Genomic DNA, 13765 nt, shown 5'->3' on the forward strand with positions numbered 1-13765 from the left:
GGGCCCATGTGCGGGCCGTGGTCAGTGGCCGGCGTCCTCCCAGGTGGTACCGACGCCCACGCTGACCTCCAGCGGCACGCTCAGGTCGTAGGCCCGGCACATCTGCGCGCGCACGACCTCGGTCAGCTCCTCCAGCTCGCCCGGCGCGACCTCGAACACCAGCTCGTCGTGGACCTGGAGCAGCATGCGGGAGCGCATGCCCTCGATCGCCTTCTGCACGTTCAGCATGGCGACCTTGATGATGTCGGCGGCCGAGCCCTGGATGGGCGCGTTGAGCGCCATCCGCTCGGCCATCTCCCGGCGCTGCCGGTTGTCGCTGGTCAGGTCGGGCAGGTAGCGGCGGCGTCCGAGGATGGTCTCGGTGTAGCCGTCCTTGCGGGCCTGGGCGACGATCGACTCCAGGTAGTCGCGGACCCCGCCGAACTCCTCGAAGTACTCCTCCTTGAGGGCCCTGGCCTCCGCGACGGGGATGTTGAGCTGCCCCGACAGGCCGAAGTCGGACAGGCCGTAGGCCAGGCCGTAGTTCATGGCCTTGATCCGGGCGCGCAGGTCGGCGTCCACCTGCTCGGGGGGCAGGTCGAAGACACGGGACGCCGTCGCCTGGTGGAAGTCGTGGCCCGACTCGAAGGCCGCGATCAGCGACTCGTCCCGGGACAGGTGGGCCATGATCCGCAGCTCGATCTGGCTGTAGTCGGCCGTCAGCAGCGTGTCGTAGCCCTCCCCCACCACGAAGCCCTTGCGGATGCGCCGGCCCTCGACCGTGCGGATCGGGATGTTCTGCAGGTTGGGCTTCTCGCTCGACAGCCGCCCGGTGGCCGCCACGATCTGGTTGAACGTGGTGTGGATCCGCCCGTCGTCGGCGATCTCCTTGATCAGGCCCTCGACCGTGGTGCGCAGCTTGGTCTGGTCGCGGTGGCGCAGCAGGATCACCGGCAGCTCGTTGTCGGTCTGCTGGGCCAGCCAGGCGAGCGCGTCGGCGTCGGTCGTGTAGCCCGTTTTGATCTTCTTGGTCTTGGGCAGGCCGAGCTTGCCGAACAGGATCTCCTGCAACTGCTTGGGCGAGCCGAGGTTGAACTGCTCCCCCACCGCCTGGTGGGCGGCCTCCACCGCCTGCTTGACGGCCGCGCCGAACTCGGCCTCCAGCGCCGCGAAGTACTGCCTGTCGGCGGCGATGCCGGCCCGCTCCATCTCGGCCAGCACCCGCACCAGCGGGAGCTCGACCTCGGTCACCAGCCGGGTGCCGCCGCGTTTGGACAGGTGGGCCTCCAGCGCGTCGGCCAGGTCGCGCACCGCCTGGGCCCGCAGCGCCAGATCCCGGGCCACGCCCTCGTCGGCGTCCTCGAACAGGGAGGTCTGCCCGCCGGGCGCGGACTCGGCCCGCAGCTCGCGATGCAGGTAGCGCAGAACCAGGTCGTCGAGCGGGAACGACCGCTGCCCCGGCATCGCGAGATACGCGGCGAGCGCCGTGTCGCAGGTGAGGCCGCGCAGGTCGTGCCCGTGGGCCCACAGCGCGAGCAGCGGCCCCTTGGCGTCGTGCACGGCCTTCGGCCTGTCGTCGTCGGCGAGCCAGGCGTGCAGCGCCGCCTCGTCCTCCTGGGTGAGACGCGTGGGGTCGAGGTAGGCGGCGCCGCCGGAAGAGGCGATCGCCAGGCCCTCGAACCGCCCGGTGCCGCTGCCGTACGCGCCCTGGAAGGCGAGCCCGGCGCGGTCCCCGGGGAGGGCGGCCAGCCAGCCGGCCACCTGGCCCGGCTCCAGCACGGTCACCTCGAGCTCGAAGCCCTCGCCCGCCTCCGGCTCGGTGGTGCCGAGGGTCTTGAACAGCCGCTCGCGCAGCTCGCCGCGGATCTGCAGCGAGTCGAGGAGCTTGTTGACCTCCTCGCGGTCCCACAGGCCCATGGTGAGCGAAGACACCTCGGCGTCGACCGGGGCGTCGCGCTTCAGCTCGGTCAGCATGCGGTTGTGGATCACCTGGCCGAGGTGCTCGCGGAGCTTGTCGCCGACCTTGCCCTTCACCTCGTCGGCCCGCCGGACCAGCTCGTCCAGCGAGCCGTACTCGGAGATCCACTTGGTGGCGGTCTTCTCCCCCACGCTCGGGATGCTCGGCAGGTTGTCGCTCGGGTCGCCGCGCAGGGCCGCGAAGTCCGGGTACTGCGCCGGGGTGAGGCCGTACTTCTCCATCACGGCCTCGGGGGTGAAGCGGGTCATGTCACTGATGCCCCGCCGGGTCATCAGCACCGTGACCTTGTCGTCCACGAGCTGGAGCGCGTCGCGGTCGCCGGTCACGATGAGCACGTTCATGCCTTCGCCCGAGGCCCGCGTCGCCAGCGTCGCGATCAGGTCGTCCGCCTCGAAGCCGGCCACGGACATGCGGGGGATCCGCAGCGCGTCGAGCAGTTCGAAGATGAGCTGCATCTGGCCGCGGAAGTCCTCGGGGGTCTCCGCCCTGTTGGCCTTGTAACCGTCGTACGCCTCGTGCCTGAAGGTCGGCTCGCTCCGGTCGAAGCAGACCGCGATGTGGCTCGGCTGCTCGTCGCGCAGGATGTTGGCCAGCATCGAGGTGAAGCCGTACACCGCCTCGGTGTGCTGGCCGTCGGTGGTCATGAGGTTCGCGTCCTTCAACGCGTAGAAGGCGCGATAAGCAAGAGAATGCCCATCCAGGAGCAACAGACACGGACGGGTGGGGGTCGCTTCACTCTTCGGCACATCCGCAGCCTAGTCTCCCTGTACGACAGAAAACCCGTGCTCTTCCCACAGGAGGCGTCCCCTTGACCTTGACGAATCCCGAGGAGTTCGTGTCGTCGATGAACGCGCCCGGGGACCACCTGCACCAGCGGATGGGCATCGAGATCCTGGAGGCCAGCGCCGAGCGGGTGGTCGGCCGCATGCCCGTCAAGGGCAACACCCAGCCGTACGGGCTTCTGCACGGCGGCGCGTCCTGCGTGCTGGCCGAAACCCTCGGCTCGACCGGCGCCGCCCTGCACGCCGGCGCGGGCAGGATCGCCGTCGGCATCGAGATCAGCGCCACCCACCACCGCTCCGCCACCTCGGGGCACGTCACCGCCGTCGCCACCCGCGTGCACGCCGGGCGCACGCTCGCGACGTACGCCATCGAGATCACCGACGACGAGGGCCGGGCGGTCTGCACGGCCCGCCTGACCTGCATGCTGAGGGACGCTCGCTGAGGCCGGGAGGCTCGCGGGCCGTGCTCGCCCGCGAGCCTCCGGGGCAAGCACCACGAAAACCCCTTACGACGCATTGGGCCTTATAGCGGAACGGCTTGCGACTCTCTTTGCACGGGAGTCGCTCCGGTCGCTACCGTTGTGGCTCCAGAGCCCGTGGGAGACCGAGTAGACAACGTGCGGAGCCGGGGAAGCTGTGTACGGTCCCAAAGGTCCTCCCACGGGCTCACGCTCTTCCACAGCACCGACCCTCCGGTTGACTCCTTACATGCCCTGACCTGCGAACCCTTTCTCACGTCAGTGACACACCATGGTCACCAATTGGTGACGAACAACCCCGAAACGGGCGTCTCAGGCTTATGCTCCGGCCACAACATCGCAGCAACCTCGCGATGTTGCGCGTCCGCAGTGGGGGGCACGACCCCGCCATGACCTGAACAGAGGGAGCACCATTGCGCAGAGCCGTGATCGCGTTCACGGCCTTCCTGGGTGGAATCGTCTTTCTGCTCTCCTCCCCCGCCTGGGCGGACGGGGAGGCGTTGAAGGGCACACTCCAAAACCAAGGCCAGCCGGTGAACGGCGTGAAGATCAGCGTGGCGGGCGAAGACGGCAAACCCGTCGGGGACGCCACCACGGGTGCGGACGGCAAGTGGGAGGTGCCGGTCCCCAAGGCGGGCAAATACAAGGTCACGCTTGACCAGGCGACGCTCCCCAAGGGGATCGCGCTGAAGTTCCAGAACCGGGCCACCCTGGACGTGCAGGTCTACGAGGGCAGCGAGCGCAACGTCCTGTTCGCCCTCGCCCCCGCCGGCCAGCAGGGCGGGGCCGCCACGCCCGCCTCGTCGGACTCCTCCTCCTTCTGGGACCGGGTCGCCCAGCTCACCTTCGAGGGCTTCAACCTCGGGCTCATCATCGCCCTCGCGGCCATGGGCCTGTCCCTGGTGTTCGGCACCACCGGGCTCACCAACTTCGCGCACGGCGAGTTGCTCACGTTCGGCGCGATGTGCGCCTACTTCTTCAACGTGGTCGTGGGACTCCCGCTCATCTGGGCCGCGGTGATCTCGGTCGTGATCGGCGGGGCCTTCGGATACAGCCAGGACCGGTTCTTCTGGGGAGTGCTGCGCAGACGGGGCAGCAGCCTGGTCGCCATGATGATCATCTCGATCGGCCTGGCCCTGTTCCTCCGCTACGTCTTCCTGTTCTTCTTCGGCGGCGAGGGCGCTCCGTACGCGGACTACAACGCCCAGCCCGGCATCCAGGTGGGCCCGATCTCCGCCGCGCCGAAGAACTTCATCGCGATGGGCATCGAGCTCGCCGTGCTCGTGATCGTCGGGCTCGCGCTCCTCAAGACCCGCGTCGGCAAGGCCGCCAGGGCCGTCGCCGACAACCCCGCGCTCGCGGCCTCCTCCGGCATCAACGTCGACGGCGTCATCCGGATCATCTGGACCGTCGGCGGCGCCATCGCGTCGCTCGCGGGCGTCATGCTCGGCCTGTCGCAGAACGTCAGCTTCCAGATGGGCTTCCAGATCCTGCTGCTCGTCTTCGCGGGGGTCACCCTCGGCGGCCTCGGCACCGCCTTCGGCGCCCTCGTCGGCTCCATCGTCGTCGGCCTGTTCATCCAGCTGTCCACCGTCGTGGTGCCGACCGAGCTGAAGACCGTCGGCGCGCTGCTGGTGCTCATCCTCGTCATGCTCTTCCGGCCACAGGGCATCCTCGGCCGGCGCGAGCGCATCGGCTGATCGGAGACCACACGTGGACTGGAACACCATCTTCGTCACCACGGTCAAGGCCTCGATCGGCCTGGAGACCGTCGTCTACGCGCTCGCCGCGATCGGCGTCAACATCCAGTTCGGCTACGCCGGGCTGCTCAACTTCGGCCAGGCGGCCTTCCTCGGCGTCGCCGCGTACGGCATGGCCGTCACCGTTGCCACCTTCCACCTGCCGTTCTGGCTCGGCATCCTGATCGGCCTGGCGGCCACCATCGTGCTGGCCTTCCTGCTCGGCATCCCCACCCTGCGGCTGCGCGCCGACTATCTCGCCATCGTCACCATCGCGGCGGCCGAGATCGTCCGGCTCGTCTTCAGATCGGTGAAGTTCAGCAGCGTCTTCGGCGGCTCGGACGGCCGGCAGAACTTCTCCGGCGACTTCTTCGCGATGAACCCCTACTCCCCCGGCACGTACGGCATCGGCCCGATCAGCTTCAACGAACGGGTGACGTGGGTGCTGACGGTCGGCTGGGTGCTCATCGCGATCGCCTGCGGGCTGGTCTACCTGCTCATGAAGAGCCCGTGGGGCCGCGTGCTCAAGGCCATCCGCGAGGACGAGGACGCCGTGCGCAGCCTCGGCAAGAACGTCTTCTCCTACAAGATGCAGGCGCTCGTGCTCGGCGGCGTCGTCGGCTGCCTCGGCGGCTTCCTGTTCGCGCTCGGCCAGGCGTCGGTGCAGCCCGACCTGTTCAGCACCGAGTTCACCTTCTACGCGTACACGATCGTGATCCTCGGCGGCGCGGCCCGCGTCTTCAGCCCCGTCGTCGGCGCCGCGATCTTCTGGGTGCTGCTGGTCTTCGTCGGGAACACGCTCAGCGAGGCCGTGAGCGCCGGGCTGCTCCCCTCGTTGTTCACCGTGAACAACATCGGCGCGGTCCGCTTCATGCTGGTCGGTCTCGGCCTGATGCTCCTGCTCATCTTCCGGCCTCAGGGCATCTTCGGTGACAAGAGGGAGATCGCGCTCGATGCACGCTGACACCACCCCGACCAGGAAGGCGGCGGCGCTGGCCGCCTTCGCGGGCCTCGATCACGAGCCCGGCGTGCCCAAGCCCGACCCCATCCTGGTCGTCGACAAGGTCGTACGCCGGTTCGGCGGCCTCACCGCCGTCAACGTCGACCACGTGGAGATCCAGCGCGGCTCGATCACCGCGCTCATCGGCCCGAACGGCGCCGGCAAGACCACGTTCTTCAACCAGCTCACCGGCTTCGACAGCGCCGACGAGGGGTCCTGGACCTTCAACGGCAAGCAGCTCAAGGGCGTGCCCGCGCACCGGGTGGCCCGTGCGGGCATGGTCCGCACGTTCCAGCTCACCAAGGCCCTGTCGAAGCTCACCGTGATGGAGAACATGCGGCTCGGCGCGCAGAACCAGCGCGGGGAGAACTTCTTCCGCGCGCTGATCCCGGGCAGCTGGCGCCGCCAGGAGGACGAGATCACCGAGCGCGCCGAGGAGCTCCTCGAGCGGTTCAAGCTCGCCGCCAAGCGCGACGACTTCGCCGGCTCGCTGTCCGGCGGCCAGCGCAAGCTGCTGGAGATGGCGCGGGCCCTCATGGTCGGCCCCGAGCTGGTCATGCTGGACGAGCCCATGGCGGGCGTGAACCCGGCCCTGACCCAGTCGCTCCTCGGGCACGTGAAAGACCTGCGCGAGGAGGGCATGACCGTGCTCTTCGTGGAGCACGACATGGACATGGTCCGCGACATCAGCGACTGGGTCGTCGTGATGGCCCAGGGCGCCGTGATCGCGGAGGGACCGCCGGACACCATCATGTCGGACCCGCGCGTGGTCGACGCCTACCTGGGCGCCCACCACGACGCTCCGATGTCCGCCGAGGAGTTCGAGGAGCAGCTGCAGGAGGCCGAGGCCGAGCTGGAGTCCGAGATCGAGGAGAAGGCATGACCGCCCCCACGCCGGAAAACCACGCAGAGCCGGACCGCGTCCCCACGCGGGACGAGCCCGGGCCGGTCACGGCGGCGGACGAGGACGGCGCCGAGCCCGTCTCGCGGGCGGCCGTCGTCGACCGCTCCGACCACCTCGCAGGAGCCGAGAGCGCGCTGCTGCGGGCCGACGAGCTGTACGCCGGCTACATCCCCGGCGTCAACATCCTCAACGGCGCCGACCTGTACGTGAAGAAGGGCGAGCTGATCGGCATCATCGGCCCGAACGGCGCCGGAAAGTCGACCCTGCTCAAGACCCTGTTCGGGCTCGTGCCGGTGCGCAGCGGCTCGGTCACCTTGAACGGCGAGGACATCACCAACCTCAAGGCGCACACGCTGGTGGCCCGCGGGGTCGGCTACGTCCCGCAGACGAACAACGTCTTCCCCAGCCTCACGATCGAGGAGAACCTGGAGATGGGCGCCTTCCAGGTGCCCGGCAAGTTCAAGGAGCGGTTCGAGTTCGTCTGCGAGATCTTCCCCGCCCTCCGGGAGCGCCGCAAGCAGCGCGCCGGCTCGCTGTCCGGCGGTGAGCGGCAGATGGTCGCCATGGGCCGGGCGCTCATGACCGAGCCGTCGGTCCTGCTGCTGGACGAGCCGTCCGCGGGCCTGTCGCCCAAGCTGCAGGACCTGGTCTTCATCCAGGCCCAGCAGATCAACAAGGCCGGCGTCACGGTGATCATGGTAGAGCAGAACGCCCGCCGCTGCCTGCAGATCTGCCACCGGGGCTACGTGCTCGACCAGGGCCGCAACGCCTACATGGCGAGCGGTCGCGACCTGATCAACGACCCGAAGGTCATCCAGCTCTACCTGGGCACGCTCGCCCGGGCCTGAGCCGCTCTCCGAGGGCCCCGGCGGAGCCTCCGCCGGGGCCCTCGTCGTATGTCTGTGACCGTATTTCCACCTGATCGGCAACCGGCGGGGTGACAATGAGCCGTATGACCCGAACCCCCCTCCGGGCGGCGCTGGTCGTCCCGGCGCTCGCGATCGGCCTGTCCGCCTGCCAGTCGCCGTCCCCTGATCCCACGACCTCGGCGGGCGCCGCCTCGTCCACCGTGTCATCCGCCGGGGCCGCGTCCGGCAAGACCAGCGGCGCGGTCTACGTCACGGGCGCGAAGGCCGGAGACGACCCCTGCGCCCGCGTCGTGTCCGCTATCGGCTACCTGGGGCTGTCGCTGCTGCCCGCGGGACAGGAGGAGGCCCAGCACTGGGACGGGGACGTACGCGGCCGTTTCGGCTATCTGCGCGGCACGCTGGAGATGTACGGCCCCCATCTGCCGGCCTCGGCCTCGGCCGCCGTCGCGACCATCGACGGCGTCGCCGAGACCCTGTCCCGGGCCGACACGGCCGGTTCCCGGCGTCCGGACCTGCTCCGCCGCTATCGCAAGGCGTCCGCCGCCGTCCTCACCGCCTGCGGCCGTTCCTGACCCCGGGGGCGTCCCCCACTTCCGGTGGACGCGGAAAGGGCCCGCTCCATGGGAGCGGGCCCTTCGTGCTCGCGATCAGCCGGCGATCTTGCCGGTGTTGAAGGCGACGTTCTTGTTGGTGTTGTCGGCGCCGTACTGGTAGATGCCGATCGTCGCCTCGGCCGGGTCACCGGCCTCGTTGAACTCGATCGGGCCGGACGCGCCGTCGTAGTCGATGTCCTTGCCCGCGGACAGCAGGTCGTTGCAGGACTTGAAGTCCTTGCACTTCTCGCCGCCCGTGGAGACCTCCTGCAGCTTGGCCGCGATGTCCTTGGGCGCGTCGCTCTTGGCGGCGACCGCCGCGAGCGCGGTCAGGATGGTCGCGTCGTACGACTCGGGGCCGTAGTTGAAGTCCTTCAGGTTCGGGTCGACCGTCTTCAGCTTCGCCTTGAAGTCGTCGGAGACCTGGGCGCCCGGCTGGGTGCCCTTGGCGCCGTCGAGCGTGCCCTTGGGGAAGCCGTCCTTGCCCGTGCCGTAGTTGGACAGGTTGCCGTCGACGAAGTAGTACTTCACCTTCTTGGCGGTCAGGCCCTGCTTGACGAGCTCAGGAATGATCTTCTTGGTCTCGTCGAAGCCGATCAGCGCGACAGCCTTCGGGTTGGCTTCCTTGATCTTGGCGACGTCCGCCGAATAGTCGGCCGCCTTCGGGTCGTAGATGACCTTCTCCACGACCTGGCCGCCGCCGCCCTCGACCGCCTTCTGCACGTTGTCCGCGAGGCCGGTGCCGTACGCGTCCTGGAGGGCCAGGATGCCGACGGTGTCGTTGCCGTCGGCGAGGATCAGGTCACCGAGGACACGGCCCTGCAGCACGTCCGGCGGAGCCGTACGGAAGTACAGGCCCTTGTCGTTGTAGGTGGTGAACTGGTCAGAGGTGTTCGCCGGCGAGATCTGGACCACGCCCGCACCGGTGATCTTGTCGATGACCGACAGCGACACCGAGGACGAGGCGGCACCGATGACCACGTCGGCCTTCTGCTGCAGCAACTTGTCGACAGACTGGGACGCAATGTTGGTCGAGGTGTCACCCGAGTCCGTGTCGACCTCGACCACCGGCTTGCCGAGAACACCGCCCGCGTCGTTGATCTCCTTGATCGCCAGCCCGACACCCGCGAACTCCGGCGGGCCGAGGAAGGCGAGCGAACCGGTCTGCGGCAGCAGCGTGCCGACGGTGAGAACACCATCGCCCTGGGCGGTGGCGGCAGCGGGCGCGGAGGACTGGGCCGCCGGCGCCGAGGAGGCCGGCGCGGCGCTGTCCTCACCACCGCCACAGGCCGTCAGCGCGAGGCTGGCGGCGGCGGCGACGGCCAGCGCCCGCCCGAGGGGGGCAATGCGGATCATGAAGCATCTCCTTCATCCAGGCCCGGGAGTCGTCAGCGCTGCCGACTGGTCCCGATCGAATGGCTGAAAGGTACATAGGCCAGGCACGGCCCGACCAGGGATGCATCAGAACTGTCCGCACTTGGATGCGGAGTCGTAATAACTCCTCAACTTAGCGGGACGGCCCCTGACCAGGAGTCTTCTCCTCCGCGATCAGCGAGGCGACGTTCAGGCGGGCTGCTGGGCCTCACCGCCGTTCTCGTTCACCACGATCTGCGCCACCTGGCGCATGCTCATGCGCCGGTCCATGGACGCCTTCTGGATCCACCGGAAGGCCTGCGGCTCCGTCCACCCGTGCTGGGCCATGAGCAGGCCCTTCGCGCGCTCCACGAGCTTCCTGGTCTCCAGCCGCTCCGACAGCGTGGAGACCTCCTTCTCCAGCGCGGCGATCTCCTCGTGCCGGCTGACCGCCATCTCGATGGCCGGGACCAGGTCGCCCTTGGTGAACGGCTTGACCAGGTAGGCCATCGCGCCCGCGTCCCTGGCCCGCTCGACCAGGTCGCGCTGGGAGAACGCGGTGAGGATGAGACACGGCGCGATGCGCTCCGAGACGATGCGCTCGGCCGCGGAGATCCCGTCGAGCACGGGCATCTTGACGTCCAGGATCACCAGGTCGGGGCGGAGCTCCATGGCGAGCTTGACCGCCGTCTCGCCGTCGCCGGCCTCGCCGACCACGGCGTAACCGTCCTCTTCGAGCATCTCCTTCAGGTCGAGGCGAATCAGGGCCTCGTCTTCCGCGATCACCACTCGCCGCTGCGTACTCACGCACAAGAGGTTACCGACGTCCGCTACATTAGGACCACGGCAGGGGATGCCCCAAGCGATCTCCAAACAAGATCGACTGCTGCGTGGCAGCCATTGCCGAAACCGGACAAATCCGGAAATAGCCCCGATAGACCAATCGGCAGAGTCGATGGCCTCAAAATCCATTCAGTGTGGGTTCGAATCCCACTCGGGGCACTTGCACGAATAGCGGCCCCCAAGAAGCCGTCAGGGCGACGACGATGGGGCCATGGTTGCGCTCCAGCGGTCAGCGGTGACATATTGTGACCGCCGGGCCCCGCTGGGGCCGCGGAAGTGAGGCCGGGACCTCCCGATGGAATCGGGCGCCCGGCCTTCGCGGTTTCAGTGCCGGACGCCACGAGGAGCGGTCACAGGAACTCGATCCTCTGCCGGATGATGTCGAAGCTCTCACCCTCGCCGCCGAGCCACTACATGACACTGCCCACGAGTACGTCGGCGAGCCAGAGCAGCGGCTCGTCCGCTGATCTCCTCCACTCCGCTCGCAGGCCTCGCTCGACTCGGCCGGCCCCTCGGAGCGCGTCCACCAACGCGCGGTCTCGTCTCGTCTGTCGTGCCACTGGTCTCGCGTCTCGATGCAGACCGTCTCCACCTTCTGCTGAGACAGCTCGCACAGGAGCCTGTCCAGACAGAGGCGCCTCGCTCGTTCCGCTTTCCCGTTCTCCGGATATATGTCGACTACGACCATCGCCCGCAACGGCATCCTTGCCACCGCCTCGGCGATGAGCACGTGACGAGCGGAAGATTCATCCCGCCAGTGAATTCTCTGGCTCCTGCCAGCCCTGAGGCCCAGCAACCGCTCTCGCAGTTCCGCGCAGACGTGACGCCTACGTTTACGCTCCTGCGCCGCATGCTTTCGTCGACGAACGCCAAGAGAGCCACAGTGGGCCGATGATACGCCCTGTAACCGACAAGTCACCCTGGATGCGAGAATCAGGTGCCGGGGAGGAGGCGGACGGCGTCGAGGGCGAGGGAGAGTTCGACGACGTCCAGGGGGCGGGCCAGCGACCGGCCGGTGAGCTGCTCGATACGGCGCACGCGGTTGAAGACGGTGTTGCGATGGCAGTAGAGCTCGGCCGCCGCACGGGACGCGGACCCCTCGCAGCGCAGCCACGCCTCCAGCGTCGCGAGCAGCACGCCGCCGTCCGGTGACGCGGTGATCGGGCCGAGGACTCCGCCCGCGAGGTGCCCGGCCAGCTCCGGCTGGCAGACCACCAGGGCGGCGGGCAGCCGCCGGTCGAGCCGCGCGATCTCCGGCGCGGTCCCCGAGCAGGTGCGCATGGCCACCTCCGCCAGGCGGCGGGCGGTGCCGAGGTCGGCGAGGCTCTCCACCACCGGGCTGACGCCGGCGCTCGCGCAGACGACCGGGGTGATCGCGGCCACCAGGTCGTCCAGCTCCCGGTCGTCGAGGTACACGACGGCCATCTCCAGGTCCGGGCGCATGCGCCACAGGAAACGCAGCCCGCCGATCTCGTCGGGCCGGTGCACGCGGTCGGGCTGGGCGGGCAGCCGCGTTGTGACGACCGCATAGCGTCCGTGCTCCGGCAGGCCGAGGGCGTCGGCGGCCACACCGGCCACGGCCGGGTCGGCGCGGCCCTCCAGGAGTGCGTCGAGCATGGCGTTGACGCGCTGGTTGGTCCGGCCGAGCAGCTCGTTCTCCCGGCGGCGGTAGGCGTCGGCCGCCGCCACGGCCTGGCGGTCGATGGCGTGCCACACGTGGGTGGCGCTGCGCAGCAGGGCGGGCAGCCGCTCCTGGCCCTGGTCGCCGATGATGTCGATGACGCCGTTCCAGGTGACCTGCGCGGCCAGGCGGTAGCTGCGCATGAGCGAGTCCAGCGGGAGCCCGAACTCCGCCCGCCTGCGCCCGACCGTCTGGGCGTACGCGACGTCGCGCCGCTCGTGCCGGGGCTGCAGGATCGCGGTGATGCCGACGCGCAGTCCCTCGTGGGTGCTCTTCCAGTGGTCCTCGTAGGGGACCGTCATGCGGTAGGCCTCGTCGCTTTCCCTGCCGCGCTTCACCAGCTCGTCGGCGAGCTCGGGGAGCCGTTCCAGCAGGCCTGCGGCGGAGGTCCGCAGCAGTTCCCGGACCTCGGAGTCCGTCCTGGACCTCATGCCCCGAATGTGCCAGCCGGCGGCGTCCGGAACAAGGTTCGGTTTTCGTTTCGTGATGCGGGATTGTGCTGGAGCACAGGGCACGACCGGCGCGCATGGGCTGGGGTCCCGACTTGACTCCCGGCGCTGGACGGCCCTCGACCACGGTGGGTTGGGTGTGCCTTCATCGGAGTCACAGGAGGCGCGGATGTCTGGTGAGGCGGGCCCGGGGACCGGCGGCCCAGAGATCGAGGGCGCAGAGATCGAGGGCCCGCAGATCGCGGCCCCGGGAGCTGCGGACCCGAAGGCCGGGGGCCTCGAGATCAGGGGCCTGGAGGTGCGGTACGGCCCCGTGCGCGCCCTGCGGGGCGTCCATCTGGCCGTGCCCCGGGGCGCGGTGGCCGCGGTGCTCGGCGCGAACGGCGCGGGCAAGACGACGCTGCTGCGTGCCGTGTCGGGGACGCTGCGGTTCCACCGGGGCGCGATCACGTCGGGGACCGTCGCCTTCGGCGGATCCCGCCTCGACGGCGTGCCGGCGGCGGCCGTCGTACGGCGCGGCGTGGTCCAGGTGCCGGAGGGACGGCGGGTGTTCGCCCGGATGACGGTGGCCGAGAACCTGCGGGCCGGAGCGCTCGGCGTGCCGGGCAGGCGGGCGGCGGCGGCCCGTGAGCGGGTACTCGAACTCTTCCCGGTGTTGGCCGAGCGGGCCCACCAGCGGGCGGGCCTGCTGTCGGGCGGCGAGCAGCAGATGCTGGCGATCGGCCGGGCGCTCATGGCCGGGCCTTCGCTGCTGCTGCTCGACGAGCCCACGCTCGGGCTCGCTCCGCTGATGGCGGCCCGGATCGCCGACACCGTGCGGCAGATCAACGCCCAGGGGACGTCGGTGCTGCTGGTGGAGCAGAACGCCGCCATGGCGCTCGCGCTGGCCGAGCGGGCGTACGTGCTGGAGGTGGGCGAGGTGACGCTGTCGGGACCGGCGGCGGAGCTCGCGGCCAGTGACGAGGTGCGCCGCCGCTACCTCGGTATCGGCGCGCCCGAGACAGACCGACCGGTCGGTACCGACCCCGGCCCAGGTCACGAGAGGCACGAGAGGACCAGGCTGGCGAGATGGACGGCATGACCCACCGCCGCGGCGAACCGCGCGCACACCCGTTG

Annotated in this window: 11 protein-coding genes and 1 tRNA gene; 8 read left to right on the forward strand and 4 right to left on the reverse strand. The window is 69.5% G+C overall.

Annotation, left to right across the window (positions count from 1 at the left end; all coding sequences use genetic code 11):
* Window positions 1–21: 21 nt before the first annotated feature.
* Entirely contained in the window at window positions 22–2703 is a 2682-nt protein-coding gene (polA, locus tag Msi02_RS00790) for a DNA polymerase I (RefSeq protein WP_079315845.1), read from the reverse strand.
* Window positions 2704–2801: 98 nt separating this feature from the next.
* Here polA and Msi02_RS00795 point away from each other — a divergent pair, with 98 nt between their 5' ends.
* From Msi02_RS00795 to Msi02_RS00820, 6 genes are all read left to right on the forward strand, one after another.
* Window positions 2802–3182 carry a PaaI family thioesterase gene (locus Msi02_RS00795; protein WP_143737403.1) on the forward strand — a complete coding sequence of 127 codons (381 nt, stop codon included), beginning with the start codon at window positions 2802–2804 and terminating at the stop codon, window positions 3180–3182.
* 449 nt (window positions 3183–3631) lie between these two features.
* Window positions 3632–4918, forward strand: coding sequence for a branched-chain amino acid ABC transporter permease (locus Msi02_RS00800; RefSeq protein WP_239107995.1), 1287 nt, complete (start codon window positions 3632–3634; stop codon window positions 4916–4918).
* 13 nt (window positions 4919–4931) lie between these two features.
* Window positions 4932–5921 carry a branched-chain amino acid ABC transporter permease gene (locus Msi02_RS00805; protein ID WP_079315847.1) on the forward strand — a complete coding sequence of 330 codons (990 nt, stop codon included), beginning with the start codon at window positions 4932–4934 and terminating at the stop codon, window positions 5919–5921.
* The gene (locus Msi02_RS00810) at window positions 5911–6840 is read left to right on the forward strand and encodes an ABC transporter ATP-binding protein (protein ID WP_204046605.1); all 930 of its coding nucleotides are present in this window, start codon (window positions 5911–5913) and stop codon (window positions 6838–6840) included. Before Msi02_RS00805 ends, Msi02_RS00810 begins: the two co-directional genes overlap by 11 nt.
* Window positions 6837–7709, forward strand: coding sequence for an ABC transporter ATP-binding protein (locus Msi02_RS00815; protein ID WP_204046606.1), 873 nt, complete (start codon window positions 6837–6839; stop codon window positions 7707–7709). The genes Msi02_RS00810 and Msi02_RS00815 overlap by 4 nt, the downstream gene beginning before the upstream one ends.
* A 104-nt stretch (window positions 7710–7813) precedes the next feature.
* Window positions 7814–8302 (forward strand): hypothetical protein, encoded by a 489-nt coding sequence (locus Msi02_RS00820; RefSeq protein WP_204046607.1) that lies wholly within the window; start codon window positions 7814–7816, stop codon window positions 8300–8302.
* A gap of 75 nt (window positions 8303–8377) precedes the next feature.
* Here Msi02_RS00820 and Msi02_RS00825 read toward each other — a convergent pair whose 3' ends face one another.
* Window positions 8378–9679 (reverse strand): ABC transporter substrate-binding protein, encoded by a 1302-nt coding sequence (locus Msi02_RS00825; protein ID WP_204046608.1) that lies wholly within the window; start codon window positions 9677–9679, stop codon window positions 8378–8380.
* A 207-nt stretch (window positions 9680–9886) separates the two neighbouring features.
* Entirely contained in the window at window positions 9887–10465 is a 579-nt protein-coding gene (locus Msi02_RS00830; protein ID WP_204046735.1) for an ANTAR domain-containing response regulator, read from the reverse strand.
* Window positions 10466–10604: 139 nt separating this feature from the next.
* Here Msi02_RS00830 and Msi02_RS00835 point away from each other — a divergent pair.
* Window positions 10605–10678: transfer RNA gene (locus tag Msi02_RS00835), tRNA-Leu, on the forward strand.
* A 774-nt stretch (window positions 10679–11452) separates the two neighbouring features.
* Here Msi02_RS00835 and Msi02_RS00840 read toward each other — a convergent pair.
* Window positions 11453–12631, reverse strand: a complete 1179-nt coding sequence (locus Msi02_RS00840; protein ID WP_204046609.1) for a PucR family transcriptional regulator — start codon at window positions 12629–12631, stop codon at window positions 11453–11455.
* A 187-nt stretch (window positions 12632–12818) separates the two neighbouring features.
* On the opposite strand from Msi02_RS00840, the gene Msi02_RS00845 reads away from it, so the two are divergent.
* Window positions 12819–13730: an ABC transporter ATP-binding protein gene (locus Msi02_RS00845; RefSeq protein ID WP_204046610.1), complete on the forward strand. Its 912-nt coding sequence runs from the start codon at window positions 12819–12821 to the stop codon at window positions 13728–13730.
* Window positions 13731–13765 lie beyond the last annotated feature (35 nt).

The sequence above is a fragment of the Microbispora siamensis genome (assembly GCF_016863095.1).
Classification (GTDB): domain Bacteria; phylum Actinomycetota; class Actinomycetes; order Streptosporangiales; family Streptosporangiaceae; genus Microbispora; species Microbispora siamensis.

Bases quoted from the DNA above. Each gene is read 5' to 3' on its own strand.
- Msi02_RS00795 (WP_143737403.1), top strand. From the start codon at position 2,802: ATGAACGCGCCCGGGGACCACCTGCACCAGCGGATGGGCATCGAGATC.
- Msi02_RS00810 (WP_204046605.1), top strand. From the start codon at position 5,911: ATGCACGCTGACACCACCCCGACCAGGAAGGCGGCGGCGCTGGCCGCC.
- Msi02_RS00815 (WP_204046606.1), top strand. From the start codon at position 6,837: ATGACCGCCCCCACGCCGGAAAACCACGCAGAGCCGGACCGCGTCCCC.
- Msi02_RS00820 (WP_204046607.1), top strand. From the start codon at position 7,814: ATGACCCGAACCCCCCTCCGGGCGGCGCTGGTCGTCCCGGCGCTCGCG.
- Msi02_RS00825 (WP_204046608.1), bottom strand. From the start codon at position 9,679: ATGATCCGCATTGCCCCCCTCGGGCGGGCGCTGGCCGTCGCCGCCGCC.
- Msi02_RS00840 (WP_204046609.1), bottom strand. From the start codon at position 12,631: ATGAGGTCCAGGACGGACTCCGAGGTCCGGGAACTGCTGCGGACCTCC.
- Msi02_RS00845 (WP_204046610.1), top strand. From the start codon at position 12,819: ATGTCTGGTGAGGCGGGCCCGGGGACCGGCGGCCCAGAGATCGAGGGC.